Origin of the sequence: Microcoleus sp. Pol12A5 (genome assembly GCF_036701435.1) — a bacterium.
Taxonomy (GTDB): Bacteria; Cyanobacteriota; Cyanobacteriia; order Cyanobacteriales; family Microcoleaceae; genus Microcoleus.
Window position 1 is genome coordinate 1 of sequence record NZ_JAUBQU010000034.1, and the last position, 21,187, is coordinate 21,187.

Here is a 21,187-nt window from a genome sequence, read left to right on the forward strand (position 1 = left end):
CGAGTCACTGAGGAGCCGTGTGAAGAGAAATTTTCACGCACGGTTTTGGAGAGCGGCGGCGCTCGTGAGAGTGTCGCTGACTTTAATATCGCCGAACCACTTGAACTCAGTTTTATTACCACAGAGACAAGTTTATTGTCAACTGTTTGTAGACCCAAAATTGATTTTATTGAATTTTCCTTCTTCCTCAAATCCGTTACATCCCGTACAGTGCTTTGTTGCCGAACTGCCTTACGCCATAAATTTTGGGATACTTAACAGCCTCATAAGAAATTTTATAAATATTTACAAAAGAAACGTGTCAGAATGAAAAGAATAAGGTAATGGGTAAAAGACAAGGAGGCACTGATGGTAGCGCTGACTGAACGAGTCCAACGCAGATTGACGGTGGAAAAAGTCGAAATTGCCCCTGACACAACGGCAATTCGATGCCTGGACTGGGATAGAGACCGCTTTGACATCGAATTCGGACTCAAAAACGGTACAACTTACAACTCATTCATCATTCGCGGTGACAAAACCGCCCTCGTCGATACCTCGCACGAGAAGTTTCGCCAGCAGTACATGGAAACTCTGACGGGCGAAATTGACCCCAAAGAGATTGACTATCTAATTATCAGCCACACCGAACCAGACCACAGCGGTTTAGTCAAAGACGTGTTGGCGCTGGCACCCCAAGCGATTGTAGTGGGGGCGAAAGTAGCAATTCAATTTTTAGAAAATCTTGTACACCAACCATTTGAAAGATTGGTAGTCAAAAATGGGGACAAACTAGATTTAGGAAACGGCCACATTATCGAATTTGTATCGGCCCCGAACTTGCACTGGCCTGATACTATTTTCAGCTACGACAGCAAAACTCAAGTGCTGTTTACCTGCGATGCTTTCGGGATGCACTACTGTTCCGACAGCACCTTCGATGACGATTTAGCAGCAGTTGAGGAAGATTACCACTTTTATTATGAGTGTTTGATGGCTCCCAACGCTCGATCGGTACTCGCTGCGATGAAGCGGATGGCAGAGTTGGGAGAAATCGGTACAGTTGCGACCGGTCACGGGCCCTTGCTGCGGCACAATGTTGTGGAACTTACGGGACGCTACAAAAAGTGGAGCCAAGCACAAGCTAAGGCAGAAACTACTGTAGCGGTATTTTACACCTCCGACTACGGATTTAGCGATCGACTCAGCCAAGCGATCGCCCACGGTATCACCAAAACCGGTGTCGCCGTGGAAATGATGGATTTGAGAATCGCCGACTTGCAAGAAGTTGCGGAACTTGTCGGTAATGCTGCCGGTATCGTAATTTGTTCGCCGCCGAGTAGCGGTACTGCTGCTGCGAATGCCGAAGCTGCCATCAACACAGTTTTAGTTGCTGCTAACAACAAACAATCTTTCGGTTTGTGCGAATCCGGCGGTGGCGATGACGTATCTATTTACCCGCTGAGAAACAAGTTCAAAGAGTTGGGTTTAAAAGAAGCATTTCCCAACATTTTAATTAAAGAATCACCGACTGAAGCGAGTTATCAACTTTGCGACGAAGCCGGCACTGACTTAGGACAGTGGCTGACGCGGGACAAAGCAGTCAAACAGATGAAATCCCTCGACAGCGACCTCGATAAAGCTTTGGGACGAATCAGCGGCGGACTGTACATCATTACCGCTCAAAAAGGCGAGGTTAGCGGTGCGATGCTAGCTTCTTGGGTAACTCAAGCTAGCTTTAAACCGCTGGGTTTAACAATAGCAGTTGCGAAGGATCGGGCGATTGAATCGATGATGCACGCGGGAGATAAATTTGTTCTCAACGTGCTGGAAGAAGGCAATTATCAAACTTTGATGAGGCACTTTTTAAAGCGTTTTGCTCCTGGTGCCGATCGATTTGCCGGAGTTAAAACTCAACCTGCAACCAACGGTTCTCCGATTTTGACAGAGGCTTTGGCTTACATGGAGTGCGAAGTTGTCAGCCGGATGGAACTTTCGGATCATCATATCGTATATGCGATCGTCGATAGCGGCCGCGTCTCCAATCCCGATGCACTGCCTGCCGTTCACCACCGCAAGGTCGGAAATCACTATTAGGAAGCAAGTTCGGCAACGATCGGTGTACGGGGGGTTGAACGGATTTAACGGACTCTTTCTCAGGGAAGAAACGTGATTTATTTTACGCAGCGACTCTCAAAGTAAGGTGCAACCTCAGCACCTTACCAGGCTCTCAAAGTAGGGTGCAATCTAAGCACCTTACCGGGCAAACCGTTGTCATTTTGACTGCATTTTAACTAGGGGAATTGCCAATGCCTGCCAATCTTTTAGAAGACCGAGATTACACAATTATTATTGCCAGAAGCGATGCCAGCCGAGACGCCCAACATCCTTGGTACGAGGAATGGGTAGAAGCACAGGCATCTCTGATAGACTTAGCAAAAAAATGTCAGGAATTTGACACCGACGGCATCACTCTTTACGAAGCTTCTACTCCTATGTGGAAGTATAAAAATTCCAATGTTGCCCGGTTAGCTGAAATTTTGCAGCGACAAAATACGGAACCGGATTCAGCAAAGCCGACTGCAATTAATTTGGAAGAAGCTCTTAAAGCAAGTTTTAGCGATTATTTCGCCAACAAAACAGATGGCAAAGGGAAGAAAGGAGCAATAATTGTTGCAGTCCTAGATCAAAAACCAGAAAATACCGCTGCAGTCGCTGAAATTCTTGTAAGTGCGGCAAATAAAATAGAGAAAGATGAAGAAATTGGAGTCAGCTTTATCCAAATTGGGGATGATTTGAAAACCAGGGAATTTCTGACTGACCTGGATACCAATTTACAGGGTAGAGGTGCAAGGTTTGACATTATAGATACCAAGTTTTGGCACGAAATCAAAAGAAGTTCTGTAGTTCAGTTTCTCATAGGTGCAATTAATGACTAACACTTTGACTCCAAGACTGGCTTCTGATACCAAACCCCGCGACGTGCAGTTTATCCCGATCGCACTCGATACTTTTATTGTGCGATCGCGCACTTGGGATCGACTCAAATTTGAAGTCGAGTATTCGCTGCAAAAGGGTACGACAGCCAATAGCTATATTATTCAAGCTGACAAAACAGCTTTGTTCGACCCGCCCGGGGAATCTTTTACTCAAAATTACCTGGAATTTTTGCAGAAACGGGTGGACTTGACCAAGCTGGATTACATAATTTTGGGGCATTTCAATGCTAACAGGTCAGTCACAATTAAAGCTCTGTTAGAATTAGCTCCTCAAGTAGCTTTGGTTTGCACCAATCCCGCCGCAATTAGTTTACGAGCCGCTTTTCCCGACCAAGAATTAAACATTCTGATCGTTCGGGGAGAAGAAACTCTCAACTTAGGAAAAGGTCACGCCTTAAAATTCATCGCGACTCCGACTCCTCGCTGGCCTGATGAACTTTGCACCTACGATCCGCAAACTCGAGTTGTGTTCACAGACAAACTATTTGGAGCTCACGTTTGCGGCGACCAAGTATTCGATGAAGGGTGGAGCGTTTACAGCGAAGATCGGCGCTATTATTACGATTCCCTGCACGCATCTCAGGCAAAACAAGTGCTGGCCGCAATGGATAAATTAGCCGATTTACCAACAGCATTTTATGCTCCCGGTCACGGCCCGATCGTCCGTTACGGCCTTAATGAACTGAGCAATTTGTATCGGGAATGGAGCCAGCAACAAAATTCAAAAGACTTGACAGTTGCTTTGATTTATGCTTCGGCTTACGGAAATACGGCTACTTTAGCGCAGGCGATCGCCAAAGGAATTACTAAAGCCGGCGTTGCGGTGGAAAGTATCAACTGCGAATTTGCCGAACCGGGAGAAATTAAAGAGGCGATCGAAAAATGCGCGGGATTTATCATCGGAACTCCCACCCTAGCAGGACACGCTCCGACGCAAATTCAAACAGCTTTGGGAATTGTTTTATCTACCGCAACTAAGAGCAAATTAGCGGGGGTTTTCGGTTCTTTTGGCTGGAGTGGAGAGGCGATCGATTTAGTGGAAAACAAGCTGAAAGATGCTGGCTATCGAATTGGATTTGAGCCGATTCGAGCCAAATTCAAGCCGACGGCGGCGACGATTCACGAGTGCAAAGAAGCGGGAACAGATTTTGCTCAAGCTTTGATTCGATCGCAAAAATTGCGGGCACCGAAACCGCAGTTAGCAGCAGGGAGCGATCGCACTGAACAAGCAGTAGGGAGATTGGTTGGTTCGCTGTGCGTACTCTCGGCGAAGCGGGGGGAGGTTAGCAGTGCGATGCTTGCTTCCTGGGTGTCGCAAGCAACGTTTAATCCGCCCGGTGTGACGATTGCGGTGGCAAAAGATCGATCGATCGAAGCTTTGATGTACGCCGGAGATAAGTTTGTGCTGAATATCTTAGCCGAAGGGCGACAGTTGCGGAAGTATTTCATGAAAAACTTTGCTCCGGGAGAAGACAGATTTGCGGGAGTCGAAACAATGGAAGCTAGCAACGGCTGTCCAGTTTTGACTGATGCTCTAGCTTATCTGGAATGCGAAGTGATAAGTCGGATGGAATGTGGCGATCACTGGGTAGTTTATGCGGCGGTTGAAAACGGTCATTTGCTGAAAAATGACGGGGTTACAGCGGTGCACTACCGGAAATCTGGGAGTCATTATTAAATCGAAACAATCTCGCAGAAACCTGTTGTTGTAGGGCGGTACCCTCGTACCCCCTCTTATTTCTTTTTACCCTGACCTTCTACTTCGCTCAGGAACCGAGACTTGACTGCTCGCGCAGCCGAAGCGCATTATTCCTGATGCTAAGATAGCTTTTTAAGTTCTTCTGCGGTTTCGTTGAGGAGTTGCGTACTGAGTTTAACTTGAGCAAGACTACTCCCAGTTTCTGTTGCTCCTAAATTAACATTGTTCATCGCCTCAAGCACTTGTTTAATTGCGACCGCCTGTTGGTTAGCATTCAGAGAAATCTGTTTGTTGTTCAAAAATACTGTGTCGATCGCATCTGCTACACCCGCAAAAATTTCTGTTGTCCCTTGAGCTTGTTTAATACCTTGCTCCGCTGTTTTTGCTCCTTCATTCGTTACTATCACCGTATGGTCGATCGCCACTTTAATTTCTGTCACCAGAGTATTAATTTTCTCGGCTGATTTTTTGCTTTCCTCAGCTAGTCGGCGAATTTCTGTCGCAACTACAGCAAAACCCTTACCATTTTCGCCAGCACGGACTGCTTCGACTGTGGCATTGAGAGCCAGCATATTGGTTTGGTTAGCGATATCGGCTACTAGGTCAGAAATTCCACCAATTTTAACAGCATTGTCGCTCAAATAGGTAATCTGTTTGGTGATCGCTCCTACTTTTTCTTGAATAGTTACTATCCCCTTCATGGTATTTTCTACGGATTTATTACCGGAATCAGCTAGTGTTAGCGCTTGATGAGCCGAGACTGCTGATGCTTCTGCTTGCTTGGCTGAAAGTCCCGAAGCAACACCTAACTCATTCATCGTCGCAGTCGTTTGATTCACAGCATTAGCTTGTTGAGACACAGTGTGTTCCTGCTGAGCCACGGCGGCGGCGATTTGCGTTGAAGAAGAGACAATCTTCCTCACAGATTGTACTATTGGGTTAACAATCTCACTGCTGACGATCGCAGTCAGGGATGCTGCGGACAACAAAGCGAAGATGAGAGTAAGCAGTAGCAGGACGGTCAAATGCCCAATCTTCGCTTCAATTTGATCGTGTTTTGTTGCGCCGACTTTTCGCTGAAGGTCGATTAGTGCTGAAAAGTTATTAACTGTTTCGGCACCGAAGGGAGTTGTCGTAGCTGCGCGATACTCTGCTGCTTCCTTAACTTTGCCTGCTTGCTGCAACTCAAACCACTTAGGTCTAGCTGCAACATACCTTTGATAAATATCTTGCACTTTTTTGAAAGCTGCTTGCTCTTCCGCTGTGAGTTCACCTTTAGCATATTCTCGCAGGCTATCGTCAATTATTTTGTATAACTGTGGCTCTTGCGCCAAAATTTCCGATCGCTTTTCTGGTTGAACTATAAACTGGGGGAAGCCGTAACGAAGCTTCCACAAAGCCGACTCGGCGTTGGCTAAAGCAACTGTCCCCTTAACTTGATATGTGTACAATTTCTCCGCATCTTCGGCTAGTTCAACTGTGTTTCGCCAACCAACAAACCCCACACCTGCGAGTAAGGCTATCAAAGCTCCAAAGCTAGCCAATAATTTAGCCCGAATCCCTAAGTTCATTGGATTTTAGATTTTATATTCAACAGAATAAGGAATAACGACGAACTAGGCTTTGTCAAGCTCAGCATTCTTTTCCGGCCACAGATAAATAGCGCCAGAAATCAAAGTTAAAGCCACAGAAACCCAAAAAGCAATTACTGCGGGAAAATTCCACGCTTCAGACAGAGGAGCAATTAAAAGTGCGATCGCCACAATCTGACTCACCGTCTTCAACTTCCCCCAAATATTAGCTCCCGAAATCGTAGTTTTATTAACACGCCACCCCGCAATTGTCAACTCTCTTCCCAAAATCAAAAACACTCCCCAAGCCGGGACTCTACCCAACTCAATCAACACTAAAAGCGGCGCGAGAATCAATAATTTATCCACCAAAGGATCGAGAAACTTACCCAAATCGGTAATTTGATTCAGCTTCCTAGCCAAATAGCCGTCCAGCCAATCAGTAGCCGCAGCTACCACAAAAATCGCGGTGCAAATCCAGCGGCTTTGAGCGCTTGGGTCGTACAAACCGTAGAGCAGGAAAGGTACTCCCAGCAAGCGAGAAAAAGTAATCAGATTAGGCAAATTCATAATAGATAGGACTAAGGCAAACTGGAAAATTAAACAAAGGTATGTAGTTGGGCTTTAGCGCTCTTAGTTTAGGAAAGAACCCTCAAGCGCAACTACCTACATAAAATTTAACGCTATTTGTGACAGTTGATCTTAATCTTCATATAAAGAATTTAGCCAACGAAACAGTGTAAGGTATTTAACGAATGTAACCTATCTCAGGAAGAAGTCAGAAGTCGATCGCGCAATTCATTAACTGTCGATCCAGTTCTATGATATAATCTCTGCCGTAAGATTGATTTTCTAATCCTTGTACCAAATTTTCTGGCAGGTCTTGGGCAATTTCACTGCTACAGGAACCAGCAGCTAAAGCAATAGTTGCTACTGTATCGACATCTCCCGAAAAGGCAATGCAATCTTGGAGAAGTTTGCTCATACTATCGTTTCGCATGACCGCAGTAATAGCTGCTTTAACACAGACCAAACCTTTAACGCTGACTTCTCCTTGCCAAGGTATCGACCACTCACCAGCTACGTGCTTTTCTAGAAAGTTTCCCAAATTCTTCTTTAAACCTAGCTGATAAATAAAGTAATGGGACATCAAGGCTGCTGCTATAGCTGCATTAATGCCATCAGGAGTGTTGTGAGTAATTGCAGCTTGAACGGTAGCATTTTCGATGACTTTTTCAATAGTAGGAAAAATGCCAATAGGACCTGCTCGCATCGCAGATCCGCTTTTATCGCTAGCGGAGTGAATTTTTTTTAAGAATTCTTTTCCGTCTTGAACTTGTAGCAAAAAATTGTAAAATTTACCAGCATAACCAAATCGCCGATCGCGGTGAAAAGCTGCAACAAATTTGCTGGCTAAAAGTTCCGGTGTCCAAGGTTCTCGGCTGACGATAGCTTCTGCGACGGCTAAACTCATCTGCGTATCGTCCGTGTAACATCCAGGCTGGATATCGTGACGGGGATGCTTGATGTAGCCGTTGAGATTGTTGTACATTTCGATCGTCTGCTGGTCAACAAATTCAAAACCCGCACCGTAAGCATCACCAAGCGCTAATTCTATTAACATATATTTAATCAGTTTCCAACTATTTCATCCCCGGTTTGGCCTAAAATTTAAAATCCAAAAACACCCCGAAACAGCAAGTCTATTAACACGCACCGTTTTTACTGAAGACAACCCAAATTGTTTGGCAAATCAGAGTGATGTCGTAAACAACAGACCACTTGCGCTGATAGTCGAGATCCATGAGTACAATCTCGTCAAAGTCTTTAACTCCAGACCGTCCGTTGACTTGCCACTCCCCAGTCATACCGGGTTTGACATTTAAACGTTGCCAGTGAAAATCGTCATAGGCAGCAACTTCATCAGGAGTTGGCGGCCTAGTTCCCACCAAACTCATGTCACCGACTAACACGTTCCAGAATTGAGGCAACTCGTCCAAACTCGTGCACCGCAAGAAGCGGCCGACGCGGGTAATTCGCGGGTCATTTTCATTCTTAAAAATGTGACCATTGGCTTGGTTCCTAACTAAATGTTTGAGGTTTTCTGCACCGACAACCATCGATCGAAATTTCCACATTCTGAAAAGCCGCCCTTTGAAGCCGCAGCGGACTTGACTGTAAAGCAGCGGACCCGGATTGTCCAATAGCATCGCCACTGCCACCGGCACCGCCACCGCAGCAGCAATTGCCAGTCCCAGCAGCGAGCCCAAAATATCGATTAACCGTTTTACCTTGCTAGTTACGGATCGGTGATGCTGTTTTTTTGATACACAGACTCTGTAAGTAAATTCTTGAAAAAATAAGGACAGCATTTCTGATAATGATGATTTCCACGAGGCACCCATCGGAAATTTCATATGATTTGTCTCAACTTTAACGATCTCTTACCTCCATCTTATTAGCCATCCCAAATCTGCAGAGCCTGAAATGCTGAGGTTTGCACAATCTTTAAAAATGTATAAAGTTTCTATGTGTTTTTTATAAGAACGTATAAAGTTTATATAAAGTTACGTAAATTTACAGAAAAAAGTTACTCCTGGACGCAAAAAAAACCTGGTTTCGACTAGGACTCTTCCCAAAAGACAGGGAGGATTCTACTGAGAAACCGGGTTTGTTGCCGTTTAGCGATAAATATCGGTGCCAACATCCCAAGCAAGTGTTAGCGGCTCTAACAATTTTTGCTGGCTGCTAGAGGCGAGTTTGCCTAAATATTCGCGGACAACAGAGGCGTGTTCGAGATTTAAACGATAACCCCGCGAGACATCTTCAAAGAACAGCGGCTCAGCCAAAATTGCTTCCCAATCAGGATTTTGTCTAGACTCCTCGGCCAACAGCATGAAATCTTCCTCCGCAGGCACAAGTCCCGCCGGCAAATTTCCTTCCAAAATCCGCAAAATCCGGGGTTCGCAGGTGCGGGTATTCACGCCCTGACGTTCCAACAACTGCAAAATTTCCTGAAAGCTCAAAGTTTCCTCACCCAAAACCTGCATTAATTCCCACAGCAGAAAAAAGTCGCTGTACTGCTGCTGCGACACATCCAAAATGTGAGGATATAGAGCCAAACTCGCCAACCCGCAGGCAACTCGACCAAATTTTTTAGAAAAATTGGTACTTTGAGATACAGAATTTAATGCAGAATTGTGAATCTCAAAAATATCTCGATCGAACTGCAATTCGTGGTCTTGAACTACGATCGCATTCGGCAGCTTCTGCCGCAACCAGCGGGCGATCGCAGGCCAAGCACCCATACCACCCGCACAAATCGCCTGATTAATCCCCGCCGGCGACATTCCCGCGCGGCTGAGCAAAGCATTCAATTCGCGGTTTAACTGCTGCACAAAAGGCACTAAAACCAGACTTTCCAAATCTTTGCGCTTCACATCCCAATGCTGCTGGTCAATATCCAAAGCAAAACTTTTTTGATGTTGCAAAATAACTTTTATTTGCCTTGCTGCTTCTAACAATTGCAGGCCAAAAGCAGAACCTTGTAACCGCTGCTGCAATTGATAGCGACTCGGCAAATCAGGGTGGCCAGGACGTGGCAAATCGATCGACATTCCCCAAGTTTCATTTTTAGCCAACAACTGACAGATAATATCCTGATCGAAAGCATCGCCAGCAAAACTAAAACTCTGGCAAGTAAAATCAGCACGAGTTAAATCTTGAAGATTCGACGGCAACTCAACTAAAGCTAATTCCACCGTCGCCGCCCCCGCATTCAAAATCAAAGTTCCCCCGCTAAAAGATGAAGCATTCACACTCAGCGGTGCAGCTTCTTCTGAGTCATTAGCAGAATCCACGGCTGACGACTCGACTTCCATGCCATTGTTCACAGGAGTTACAGCAGCCAGCAAAGTGGCGATCGCATCTTCCACCACAAAAATTTGCGAACCCGAAGCCACCAAAGACGCGCCCAAAACCGCCTCCCGCAGATTAAACATATAAACATCCGACCAGCCCGCTGGAGTCCCCAAAATGACACCCTGCAAGTCTAAAAGCGCCGCATCGAGAGTTTCTGGCGTTAGTCCCGAAGCCCTAGAGATTAAATTGGAAACTGGCAATCCTGCAAAAATCTCCCTTGGTGCAGAATCCAAAACTTCCCCCGATCCGTCAAATTTTTCTCCCCGCAAACTCGGATTCAAAGTAGCCAGCAGTGCCCGCACACTTTGCAGCGGCAAGGCGATCGAAAAAGCCTGCAAGGGCAACCACTGCAACAGCGGTTCGTACATCCCAGCAGCCTTCCGCTGATAAGGAATGCCCACCTTTAAAGGCAATTTAAAATTTTCCAGTAAAAATTCTCCTGCAGCCAAAGGCTGAGGTCGGAATCCCACCGACTTGACTGTCACCTCTGACCCTGGGCTTCCTGGGGCTGTTTCCGCCAGCACTGCAGCCGAGGGAACCCGAAAGCTGGCGTCTGCTGCCCAAGGCTCAACCTGCGACGCTTCCCAGTAAATTGGGTGCAACTGGCCGCTGGTGCGATCGAGCAAAGCTGCAGACAGGCCGCTGGAACCAAAATCAATGCCCAAATACCAGCTAGAATTCCGGCCTTTTCGGGATGGGGCGATCGCATCTGCTGCAGAATACCCAGCCGAGTCTTGCTGCTGTATCCCGGCAAACTCGCTAAAATCGGTTTTCCCCTCAACAACTCCTGCTTTACTCTCTATCGAAATTAGTTTTTTTTTTTGACTTTCTGGAGGACTCGATCGCAGTTCGTTAGTTTCGGCAGTTTCTGGAGGGGAAGAATCAGTCGAAGGGCGATCGGTCTCGGTCAAACTAGCCAAAATCTCGTCTAGCGTCAAATTCGACTCGTCTTCCTCCGCAAACAAATCATCCTCAAGTTCGTTTTCCAAAACAAAGGGTTCATCATCAGATGAAAGTTCCAACACATCGGAGAACAAATCCTCCAGCGTTCCGAGTTCTTCATCTGCGGCCTCGGCAAAGGGATTTTTTGCAATGTCATCGGGAGAACTCGCCGATAAATCCAAGCTGTTAGCGGCTGAGAAATTCGATCGCCGGGAGCTAGTATTTTCCAATCCCTCCAGATTGTAGAGGTCTGCCTCCAAAAGTTCGAGAGTATTGTTGTCCAGATTTAGATCTCGATCGAGGTCATCTTCTAATGTCTCCACCGGCAGCAAATCCTCGTCCGGCGAAGCTTGGATGTACCCATCATCTAGCCGCTGCGAGGATGAGTCGAACTCGCCAGTTTGCGAGTCACCGACACTTGGTACAGCGGGCGTGGCACTGGGTCGGCGAGGGCTAATTTCTACAGGCGTTGTCAACGGCGAAGCTGTTGATTGAGGCACTGTAGCGCCGAACTGCTCGCTGATGTTTTGACCCGTTTCTATATTTTCTCGATCGTCCGCGTCAATTTGCACCTCAGCAGTTGAGGGTGATGCTTCTGAAACTGGAGGTACTGTTGCCTCTTGCGGTTGAAATAAATCTGCACTATCTAAAGTTAGACGCTCTACAGAATTCCGCATTACAAATTCTGAATTTTCCTCTACTAAAATCTCTTCCAGAGATTCGCTTTCATCCAGTAGATTTACAAACAAATCTTCAGTCAATTTTATCGATTCTGCATTTTCATTATCCGTCGCTGCTTGATATTCTAAGCGTTCTCTTTTTGTCTCAATTACATTATTTTCTACCGGAAAAGTTTCTATTTGTAATTCTACTTCAGGAACCGCTTCTCCAGCGAACAAGCTTGCATACAAGTCATCAACTTCTTCGTCTGTTTCTGTTACCCTGTTATCCAATTCACCGCCAGTAAACCGAGTTGCATTTCGAGATATTTCGGGTGTATCACCCAACACATTATCTTCCCCATCCGGGAGCAAACTTGGGGATTGAATGCGGTCGCGGTCGCGCCTCAACTTTCTGAATTGCGGAGAAATTTCTGTACCGGCATAGGGAAATCTGTCTTGGTCTCCGAATTCGCCGGTCCGAATTTCCTGCACCGATTCTCCCGCCAGAGTCTCTGGAGTATTTGAAAGGGCGGGAGCGATAGGAGATCGATCGGCTGCGGTTGGGGTGACGGTTTCGAGATTATTTGCTAAATCGATCGGCTGTTGAACGTAGGAAGATGCTTCTCGCCCCAACTGTGAAGCCAAATGGTTGACCAAAGCTGCGAACATCGCCTCGCTCTGCTGGCTCAAACCGTACATATTTTCGAGTTCTTGTCTCAAGGAAGCTTGATAGCTTTGCAGATTTGCTTGCAAAGCCTCGAACACGATAGCCATCCTAGAATCGAGACTCATCAGCAGACTGTCAGCACGAGATTGGAACAGTTGCATTTGCTCCAATCTCTGAGCCGGCGTCAGCAGCGGGTGTTCTTCTGAGGTTTGTCGGTTCAGTGTGACATCAATAGCCGACTGTTCATCAGGCGCACTGCCCAAAGAGTATGGTGCTGCGCTGCTTTGCAATAACTGATTTTCTAGCGAACTTAGAATTTGGGAGAAATTGCTAGTCAAGGTTTCTTCCAAGCGGGCAGTTAGTACCTGCAAGAATTCAGCAATGATTTGCTGTTGGTTGGCTTGTTGTTGAGCTAGGGATTGTTGCTGCTGCCGTTTTGCTTCTAGCTGTTTGATTTCTTGAATTAGAGCTTGCTGCTCTTGCCGCAAAGCTTCTATGTCTTCTTGGAGCGGCCCTGTCAGGCTTGAACGCAGATGGCTGATTTCTCCGGTTACGGCAAGCATGATTTGCTCTGCAGCTGAGGGGCGAGAGGCGGGCAGAGGCACTTTGGGCACTGGAACTGGTTGCGGGGGCACATTTGGGCGGGCGGGGGCCTTTGGGACTGTTAGCTTTGAGTCTGAGGAAACCAGATAAGCGCGCACTCGCTCTAAAAGTTGGCGCTGGTGGACAGTATCTATCGAACCCGTCCAAGGCAAGCGGGGTGCGGGCTTGCTGAGTACCTCGTCTATCTCAGCAATCAGTGCTTGAATTTTGTACTTCTGAGAATTCAAGGGCGGAACCTCTGGGAATGCGGCTTGGGAGAAACTTTACCGACAAAAGACTGAAGTCAGGCGGCAGCGATGCCAATAGATAGAATAATCTGAATGCGAGTCCGTCAATAATTTACTAATATTTTCTGACAACTGTTAATTAACCTTTTGCCTTCGGAGCGCTTCTATTGCCTATGATAGGTTAGTCGGTACTTCCGCACCAAATGCCCGCTTCTATCAATTCCAAGTGCTTTCAAATTCTGCGACTCAGGGCCGAGTTTCCCTGCCCGAAGGCTGATTCCTGCTCGGAATAGCTGCGAGCCCGACGAACTTTTGCCTTCACCTGCTTGAACGGCGGGCCGCACACTGTCACCGCGAGTTTCATTAGCATGGTGGCGCGCCAGTGTCTGTTCATTTTTCACCGACTTGGAAAAAACCTCAAACAATTTGGGCTTTGGGATACCGAGATTGGGGATTGTACCCGTAGACTGGGTTTGAGTAACCTTTTATCATAGCCTTTTATCTATATTCATGGCTAGATACTAATGGTACAATAATTTTGGGGTAGCAGAAAAGTTTGCTGGGAAGTGGGTGGGTTTAGCTCGCCAAGAGCGCCAGTCTTTAGGCTCGCAATGGCTGTGGATTTTGCCGATCGTGCTGACATTTGCCAGGTTCTAGGTAGTTGCTCGGATTTGGTAGCTCTCTACCTTGCTTGCAGGCTTGTACTCGTGGATTCTACCTTCTCGACAGCAGGGCCTAGTGACAACAAATCTCTCAGCAGTGTTAAGCTTGTCTTCGCGAAGTGCTTTCAAAGGTAATTCGATCGGCTCAGTGGTTTGCCACATTGCTAAAATTTTGTTAATAAAATTTGCTCAGTGGTATATATCTAAAAAATTATGGTATATTTTTTAGTTTCTAGTTCCCAATCAGAGCTTGAGGCTATTAATTCCCATATTGAGCCTTTGACCGCAAAACTTTAGAGGTAAAATTTCCGATTTTAGATCCTTGATTTTAGATCCTTGTTTCTCAAATCTTGAATCTCAAATCCAATGACTCGGCTGCAAGCTATTTGTAACTGCCCAGCGCAGCTCAAGCGCATAAATTAAAATGATGGCCTCATGGAAGACCGCTTTAACACCCGAGATCCGAATTCTAATATAAATCAATTGATAGTTTCTACTCCTTTTTTTGCAGGATTACCCGATTCTGTAATCGAGAGAGCAACTGTCCACATCGTTACCCGCAGTCATCCGTCAAATCAAGTGATTTTACTCGAAAATGACTGGGGAACATCAGTGTATTTTATATTGGATGGTTGGGTGAAAATTCGCACCTACAACCTAGACGGAAAAGAAGTAACACTGAATATTTTAGGGAAAGGAGAATTATTCGGGGAAATGGCCGCGATCGAAGAAGCACCGCGCTCGACAGATGTGATCACCCTAGCCCCGACACTGATCGGTAATATGCCATCTCAGGATTTTGTGCAGCTTATTCATACCGAGCCGCTAGCAGGTATTCGGCTAGCTCAACTAATGGCCAGGCGCCTGCGACAAGTCAACCGCCGCCTGCGTTTGCGAGAGTCCGACAGTACCTCGCGAGTAGCAGATATTCTCTTATTTTTGGCCGAGGGGCAAGGCAAAAAAATCTTGGAAACAGGAGGTACAGAAATACCGAACCTGCCACACAGAGAATTAAGCAGCCTCAGCGGGCTGGCTCGCGAAACAGTAACGCGAGTGCTGAGCAAGCTGGAAAAAAAAGGAACTATTCAGCGCGAACGTGACGTTTTGTGCATTCCCGACCTGCACGCCTTAGAGCGTCTGTTAGTCTAGAAGTATCAGAGTTTGCTTTTATTGCTTCTAATTCAAAAGCACTCTCTGTTAACTAACTGATATTAATGATTTCACGCAGGAGGTAAAGCTGTGAGTTTTAAGAAAATTTTCGCCGCCTTAGATGATTCTGAACTGGGCCACCGCGTCTTCACTCAAGCTTTAGAATTAGCTCTGAGCGATAGCGCCCAGGTAATGCTATTTAACTGCGTTACTGTGAGCACGGTGGGTCAGACGGCAGTACCAATTCCAGTAGATTTGGGAATGAATGTCGAGTTAATGGATCAAGCTTATCAAGCTCAACGTTTGCGGTTGGAAAGCGATGTAAAACACGCTTCGGGTTTGCTAAAAAATTACTGCGACGCCGCAGCAAAAAAAGGATTGCAGGTGGAATTTGACTGCAAAATGGACGGAGATCCGGGGCATTGTATCTGTGAATCCGCCGAAAATTGGGGCGCAGATTTAATAGTGTTGGGGAGGCGCGGCCGCACGGGGTTCGCAGAAGCTTTCCTCGGCAGCGTCAGTAATTATGTAGTTCACCACGCATCTTGTTCGGTTTTGGTAATCCAGGAAGTCAAAATCGAAAAATAAATAATCCTGCTGAAAATTTTGGCTGAGAAAATCCATCTAACATAAGACTTGCGTTCCTACCTAAACCGGGTTTCTGCGAGCAATATTAAATTTGGTGGCGAGGCATCCAAACACTGAAACCGGGAATCAGCCGTATCGGGCGCAAGTCCCGTAAAATCTAAAATCTAAAATCTAAAATCTAACATCGGGAATCAGCCGTATTGAGCGCAAGTCCCGTAAAATCTAAAATCTAAAATCTAAAATCGGATGAGTGATTTTTTGTCAGCAGATGCTGCCTCTAATTCGGGTAGTTCACCCAATACAAATAACGAGCCACAAACCGCCGATATTTCAGCAATGGCTGGCGATCGCACCAATCCCGATCGGGAGAAGCGCACCTCTGGGGAAGCGCCTTTAAGGCTGGTAGAAACGGCTTTTTTGGCAAGTACCGCTAGCTTAATTTGGCTGGTAAATTATTACTTTCCGCTAGGGCCTTTGCTGCGGGTTTTTTTCCCCATACCCATCGCCCTAGTTTACTTGCGTTGGGGCAACCGAGCAGCTTGGATGGCATCTTTGGTATCGGGTTTGCTGCTATCGGTACTGATGGGCCCGACGCGGAGCATTTTATACGTGATGCCTTTTGGAATTATGGGAGTTGCGCTGGGAGGACTTTGGAGGCGCAAAGCGAGTTGGTCGCTCTCTATTAGTGTGGGCGCGCTAATTGGTACTGTCGGCTTCTTTTTTCGGTTTTGGCTGCTGTCAGCGTTGGTGGGTCAAGATCTATGGGTTTACGTAACCGCCCAGGTAACAGAGATGGTGGAATGGGTGTTTGTGAAGCTGGGCTGGCTTAATGTACCGAGTTTGAACACAATTGGGGCGATCGCCGCCGGGATGATTTTGGTTAACAATATTGTCTATTTATTTGTAGTGCATTTAGTAGCTTTGCTGCTATTAGATCGTTTGGGAAATCCAATTCCGCGGCCGCCAAGCTGGGTGCAAGTTTTGATTGATTATGAAGAGTAGTTATTGGGAATTGTTGACTGTTGACTGTTGACTGTTGACGGATAAATGATGACTAATAACTAATGACTAACTATGATTGGTATTTATACAGAAATTGAACAGGCCCAGCGGTGGCTCGATCGCTATGGGGGACGAAAACCGATATTTGCCTGCGTGTTAGGATTTACCGCTACTGGCTTAATTCCGGGGATTTCAGCAGCAGGAGCAACTCCGCACGATCGACAATTTACTTGTTTAGCCGATGCAGAATTTTTGTATAACGGCCCCCAACCCTCGCCCCAATATCCTTTGCCGCCCCTAGAAGCGGGTGCATCGCCGGTACTGATATCTCGCGCTGTAGTCGAAGCTTTGGAACTTCCCCTTTACCTATTTAATTCTGGTTTGCCCCTCCCACCTCCCGTACCTGCAATTGATTTGGGCGGCACTCCGGCAAAGTGTGTGATTTCTGGAAATGCTTTAGAACTCGAAACTGTCAAACATTTGCTCGAACAAGGATTAATTTGGGGAGCTAAATTGGCTGCTCAAACTAATGGCAGCTATTTAATTTTAGGAGAGTGCGTAGTTGGGGGAACGACTACTGCTTTGGGCGTGTTAATGGGTTTGGGTATTGCAGCGGCGGGCAAAGTTAACAGTTCTCATCCTCGCTGCAATCACGCTCAAAAATTGGCTGCGGTGACAGCGGGACTCAATAATGCTGAGTGGGAAATTAACGGAAAAAACAGCACTCCCCTGGAATTGGTAGCAGCGGTGGGCGATCCGATGCAAATAGTGGTGGCGGCAATGGCGATCGCCGCGAGTCGGACTTGCGGGGTGCTTCTGGCCGGGGGCACGCAAATGCTGGCAGTGTACGCTTTGATGCAAGCTTTAGCCCGTGAATATGCTCTGCTATGGAGTCCCGAACAAGTCGCGGTAGGGACTACGCGCTGGGTGGCAGAAGACCCTACAGGAGACACTTTAGGACTCGCTAAAGATATCGGCGGTGTGCCTCTGTTGGCCGCGCAGCTAAGTTTTGCTGGATCTCGCTACGGGCAACTGCAAGCTTACGATCGCGGCTATGTTAAAGAAGGTGTCGGTGCGGGAGCCTGTGCGATCGCCAGTGGCCTGACTGCAAATTGGACTCCTCCTCAACTCCTCCAAGCTGTTGAAGCTTTAGCCTCGCGGTGTGAAATTAAACATTAGAGAGTCCTGGAGGCAAAAAACCTGGTTTTTACTGAAAATATTGGGGTTTTGCAGGGACGAATACACTCGCAAACCGGATTTTTAGTTTTCTGGGCGTCCACGAATCTTAGGAATTAAACATTAAAAATTCAGATGCGGAACTCTAGCTGCGAACATGGTTGTGCTGCTCACCCAGCTTCCTTTTGGCTGAATAATTATATCATTTTCTGTAGCATTTATGCTCTCAGATTTACATAGTTTTCTACACAATATCTGGCTTTGATGCAGTATCCCCCCTGCTACTTTCGGGAGATAAAAAACTCTATGCAATGAATCTATAAGTAGACGAGCATAAAGCAACGCAACTTGTATTTTTTTTGATTAGTACCCGATCCCTGCTAGCAATATTTAATTAGGCCCGCCTAGATGTTGCGAGTGCATTCTTTTGGAGAGCAATTGTTCTTCCAAGGCTGCAATTCGATTGTAAGCTGCTGTTAGCTGAGCAGTTAAGCGCTGGATTTGAATCTCTGCACTCAGCTCTTTTTCTAAGCTTTGAGAATTCTTGTCGAAATAGCTGTCATCTAACAGTATGTCCTTGTGTTCGAGGAGGCCGTCGAGACTGCTGTAGCTTGGATAGGACGAGGTTTTGTCATTTCCTACCGTTCCAGAGCGATCGTTTCTCTGTTGCTGGGTCAGCTTCGTCTCCGTGGCAGACGCCAAGAGCTTTTCATTAAGGTTTTCTATGAGTTTGTAGAGGGCCTCGACTTGTTGGCTCAATACTGTAACTTGCTGGCGGAGCGCTTCCATACAATCATCCTTTGGCTCGTAACTTATATCTTTATATTTTAGGTAAATCTTTACATAACTTGGATTTATCACTAAATTATTTAATTTTTGACGTAATTGTTGTGTTCCCAATCCTGACGGTAGATTTAGGGAGCCAGCTTGAAGATAATCGATCGCCATTCGTGAGTCGATTGTAGATTGTAGATTTTAGGTTTTACATAGTCTTGGACACAGGAACCGAGTTGGTTAACCCCTATACTTCGTTCAAGCCTTCAATCAGAGTTAAAACGTCTGGTTTCTGAGAGTGGGATTGCAGAGCGTCCTATTAGATTGACTTCGCTCTCGCCAGTGCTTTCAGGATTCAGATGAATGGATTTTTAGTTTTTTTAGTTATTAAGCTGTCGCCGACTTAAAAAGGATTTTTCACTTCGGTTGTGTAAAAAGCGTCATCCAACTGCAAATGGCAGCGCTCTCTTTATTTCGTTATATTAAAAAATGTAACACAGATACAGTCGATCGACCCCGCTGGCGAACACAACTGGCTCAAAGGAACTTGGAACAGAGAAATTAGCCGTTAAGTTGACAGAATTTTCGGCATCGGAAGGTCGATCGACAAGCTAGAAGGTAAAATCAGGGCAAGAGCAAAACAGACTCTTTTGGCAGCAGAACCGAGTACAATGGCTCTGTGTTTGAGGAAGAAATAAGACAAATCGGCGCCAACTACCGGACTCGACAAACAATTATTTCCCGGGCTGTAGAACACAAAACGATCGGTCAATATTTAGAAAAGCGGATTCACAGGTGAAACGAAGGTCTTTGCTATTGGGGGCCGCCACCCTAACTTTAAGTCAATTGGCGGCAGGGTGCGACTCGAAGCCGATTCTCAAAATTCGATCGCTCAAAAACGGTATTCCGGCCCAACTGGTAAGCAAATTTAGCCGCGATGTACAACCGTCTCCGCTTTTGCAGGTAACGCAAGAAGGACAATTAAAAGAATTATTCGCCCTGTTGCAGGAGTGGAAACGGGTTCCCCAATCAAAAAATCAAGCTAACTTGGTGATGTTGGGAGATTACTGGCTGACTTTGGCAATTACGCAAAAATTGATTAAGCCGATCGATCCTGCTAAGTTTGCTAATTGGCCACAATTGCCAGAAAGATGGCAAAAACTCGTCAGGCGCAACGATGAGGGTAAATTAGATCCTGAAGGTAAAGTGTGGGCTGCACCTTACCGCTGGGGAAGTACGGTAATTGCCTATCGAACCGACAAATTTAAGGCTTTGGGCTGGACTCCGACAGATTGGAAAGATTTGTGGCGAGAGGAATTGCGCGATCGAATTTCTCTGCCGGACAGTGCCAGAGAAGTTATCGGTTTAACATTAAAAAAAGTCGGAAAATCTTACAATACGCAGCAATTAGATCGAGTCCCAAATCTTAAAAAAGAACTCGCAAATCTGCACAAACAAGTTAAATTTTATAGTTCTGACGCTTACCTGCAACCATTAATTTTAGGCGATACTTGGTTGGCAGTAGGTTCATCTGGAGACTTGCTCCCACTGCTGCAAACTCAAAAGGATATTGCTTTAGTAATTCCAGTTTCGGGAACTGCACTTTGGACAGATTTGTGGGTACAACCAGCATCAGGCAATCCAGTTTCTTTAGTGGAAAAATGGATTGATTTTTGCTTGCAGCCTCGGGTTGCTCCTCAATTATCTTTGCTGGCTAAGGCTAGTTCGCCGATAATTGTCGGCATGAAACCGGAGGATTTGCCGGAAGCTGTTCGCACTAATTCTGTGTTGTTGCCGGATGCTAAGATTCTTGCTGCTAGCGACTTTATGCTGCCGTTTGGGGATGCGGGGATTGCCCAATATCGATCGCTCTGGCAAGAAACTAGGCAAGTAGTGAGAAGTTAAAATGTAGGGTGCGTCAGCTTTTGATTTATCCATTATTCATCAAATTACTCGCTGCTGGTGCACCCTACTAAAATCCTTTCACCCTTCCTCGAATACCTGGATTTGAGAGAGATTCTAAATCAATCCGACAGAAGCGCCGATCGCCCTTGCACGAATAAACTGCCAAAGCCGTGCCTTGACGGTTGCAAACTCGCACATTGTAACCGTATTCGCTGGCAACAGTGCCAAAGCGGTTGACAAACTGATAGCGTTCCATATAATCGAGCAAACTCCAAAGTTGGCGGTTAACTATGATAATTACCCAAGTATTGCCTGGATCTACAAACCAGCGATCGAGCAATTTCCCGCCATAGAGTTTTTGAGCTAACCACAGACTCGGCACACTTTTTTCGGTTTGCGAAAGCGGGGGCGACGGCAAATTAGCAGCGTTGCCAGTCGGGCAGCTCGGCTGCTGGGAATATGCGGCAGATTGTCGCCACAGCAAGGCTCCGAAGCACGCAGAACCGGCAATCAGGAACAAAAATAAACTTTTTGTCAAAATGCAATTCTTGCGGGTATCAGCATCGTATTTCATAATTATTGTTTGCTTTTTTATATATTTTCTATAGGTGCAGGTTTTACCAATCATTCATATAGGAAAATCGCCATCTAGAAAACCCGT

Annotated in this window: 19 protein-coding genes; 10 read left to right on the top strand and 9 right to left on the bottom strand. The window is 46.2% G+C overall.

All coding sequences use genetic code 11. The features are described 5' to 3' along the window. The 4 genes from QUA45_RS11830 to QUA45_RS11845 all read left to right on the top strand — a co-directional run. Positions 1-258 (top strand): hypothetical protein (locus tag QUA45_RS11830; RefSeq protein WP_333220818.1); only part of this gene is annotated, 258 nt, incomplete at its 5' end. Positions 259-348: 90 nt separating this feature from the next. Next, positions 349-2,076 carry a diflavin flavoprotein gene (locus QUA45_RS11835; RefSeq protein ID WP_333099450.1) on the top strand — a complete coding sequence of 576 codons (1,728 nt, stop codon included), beginning with the start codon at positions 349-351 and terminating at the stop codon, positions 2,074-2,076. A 212-nt stretch (positions 2,077-2,288) separates the two neighbouring features. Continuing rightward, the gene (locus QUA45_RS11840) at positions 2,289-2,918 is read left to right on the top strand and encodes a hypothetical protein (protein ID WP_333220820.1); all 630 of its coding nucleotides are present in this window, start codon (positions 2,289-2,291) and stop codon (positions 2,916-2,918) included. After that, complete coding sequence (locus QUA45_RS11845) at positions 2,911-4,656, top strand: diflavin flavoprotein (RefSeq protein WP_333220822.1); 1,746 nt, start codon at positions 2,911-2,913, stop codon at positions 4,654-4,656. Before QUA45_RS11840 ends, QUA45_RS11845 begins: the two co-directional genes overlap by 8 nt. Before the next feature lie 140 nt (positions 4,657-4,796). Here QUA45_RS11845 and QUA45_RS11850 read toward each other — a convergent pair whose 3' ends face one another. The 6 genes from QUA45_RS11850 to QUA45_RS11875 all read right to left on the bottom strand — a co-directional run bounded on the left by QUA45_RS11850 (position 4,797) and on the right by QUA45_RS11875 (position 13,664). After that, positions 4,797-6,248, bottom strand: coding sequence for a methyl-accepting chemotaxis protein (locus QUA45_RS11850; protein WP_333220824.1), 1,452 nt, complete (start codon positions 6,246-6,248; stop codon positions 4,797-4,799). 45 nt (positions 6,249-6,293) lie between these two features. After that, a complete protein-coding gene (gene pgsA / locus QUA45_RS11855; RefSeq protein WP_333099445.1) occupies positions 6,294-6,818 on the bottom strand; it encodes a CDP-diacylglycerol--glycerol-3-phosphate 3-phosphatidyltransferase in 525 nt (174 codons plus the stop codon). A gap of 208 nt (positions 6,819-7,026) precedes the next feature. Beyond that, positions 7,027-7,872, bottom strand: coding sequence for an ADP-ribosylglycohydrolase family protein (locus QUA45_RS11860; RefSeq protein WP_333099444.1), 846 nt, complete (start codon positions 7,870-7,872; stop codon positions 7,027-7,029). 82 nt (positions 7,873-7,954) lie between these two features. Further along, complete coding sequence (locus tag QUA45_RS11865) at positions 7,955-8,620, bottom strand: sugar transferase (protein ID WP_333220826.1); 666 nt, start codon at positions 8,618-8,620, stop codon at positions 7,955-7,957. A 309-nt stretch (positions 8,621-8,929) separates the two neighbouring features. Further along, positions 8,930-13,270 carry a hypothetical protein gene (locus QUA45_RS11870; protein WP_333220828.1) on the bottom strand — a complete coding sequence of 1,447 codons (4,341 nt, stop codon included), beginning with the start codon at positions 13,268-13,270 and terminating at the stop codon, positions 8,930-8,932. A gap of 232 nt (positions 13,271-13,502) precedes the next feature. Continuing rightward, a complete protein-coding gene (locus tag QUA45_RS11875; protein ID WP_333220830.1) occupies positions 13,503-13,664 on the bottom strand; it encodes a hypothetical protein in 162 nt (53 codons plus the stop codon). A gap of 703 nt (positions 13,665-14,367) precedes the next feature. Between QUA45_RS11875 and QUA45_RS11880 the strand changes: the two genes are divergently transcribed. The 4 genes from QUA45_RS11880 (at position 14,368) to cobT (ending at position 17,850) form a co-directional block, all read left to right on the top strand. After that, entirely contained in the window at positions 14,368-15,081 is a 714-nt protein-coding gene (locus QUA45_RS11880; protein WP_333099436.1) for a Crp/Fnr family transcriptional regulator, read from the top strand. 90 nt (positions 15,082-15,171) lie between these two features. Continuing rightward, a complete protein-coding gene (locus QUA45_RS11885) occupies positions 15,172-15,669 on the top strand; it encodes a universal stress protein (protein ID WP_333099435.1) in 498 nt (165 codons plus the stop codon). A gap of 246 nt (positions 15,670-15,915) precedes the next feature. Next, positions 15,916-16,671: a DUF2232 domain-containing protein gene (locus QUA45_RS11890; protein ID WP_333099433.1), complete on the top strand. Its 756-nt coding sequence runs from the start codon at positions 15,916-15,918 to the stop codon at positions 16,669-16,671. Positions 16,672-16,743: 72 nt separating this feature from the next. Continuing rightward, a complete protein-coding gene (gene cobT / locus QUA45_RS11895) occupies positions 16,744-17,850 on the top strand; it encodes a nicotinate mononucleotide-dependent phosphoribosyltransferase CobT (RefSeq protein ID WP_333149701.1) in 1,107 nt (368 codons plus the stop codon). Positions 17,851-18,237: 387 nt separating this feature from the next. On the opposite strand, the gene QUA45_RS11900 is transcribed toward cobT, so the two are convergent. Both QUA45_RS11900 and QUA45_RS11905 read right to left on the bottom strand, forming a co-directional pair. Then, positions 18,238-18,636 carry a hypothetical protein gene (locus tag QUA45_RS11900; protein ID WP_333149703.1) on the bottom strand — a complete coding sequence of 133 codons (399 nt, stop codon included), beginning with the start codon at positions 18,634-18,636 and terminating at the stop codon, positions 18,238-18,240. Positions 18,637-19,189: 553 nt separating this feature from the next. Next, positions 19,190-19,351, bottom strand: a complete 162-nt coding sequence (locus QUA45_RS11905; protein ID WP_333149760.1) for a hypothetical protein — start codon at positions 19,349-19,351, stop codon at positions 19,190-19,192. Here QUA45_RS11905 and QUA45_RS11910 point away from each other — a divergent pair. Together QUA45_RS11910 and QUA45_RS11915 are read left to right on the top strand one after the other, a co-directional pair. Continuing rightward, positions 19,301-19,420, top strand: a complete 120-nt coding sequence (locus tag QUA45_RS11910) for a hypothetical protein (protein ID WP_333067056.1) — start codon at positions 19,301-19,303, stop codon at positions 19,418-19,420. The genes QUA45_RS11905 and QUA45_RS11910 overlap by 51 nt on opposite strands. Then, positions 19,417-20,526 carry an extracellular solute-binding protein gene (locus tag QUA45_RS11915; RefSeq protein ID WP_333220832.1) on the top strand — a complete coding sequence of 370 codons (1,110 nt, stop codon included), beginning with the start codon at positions 19,417-19,419 and terminating at the stop codon, positions 20,524-20,526. Before QUA45_RS11910 ends, QUA45_RS11915 begins: the two co-directional genes overlap by 4 nt. A gap of 67 nt (positions 20,527-20,593) precedes the next feature. Here QUA45_RS11915 and QUA45_RS11920 read toward each other — a convergent pair whose 3' ends face one another. Further along, positions 20,594-21,100: a hypothetical protein gene (locus QUA45_RS11920; protein ID WP_333099428.1), complete on the bottom strand. Its 507-nt coding sequence runs from the start codon at positions 21,098-21,100 to the stop codon at positions 20,594-20,596. Between the last annotated feature and the right edge of the window lie 87 nt (positions 21,101-21,187).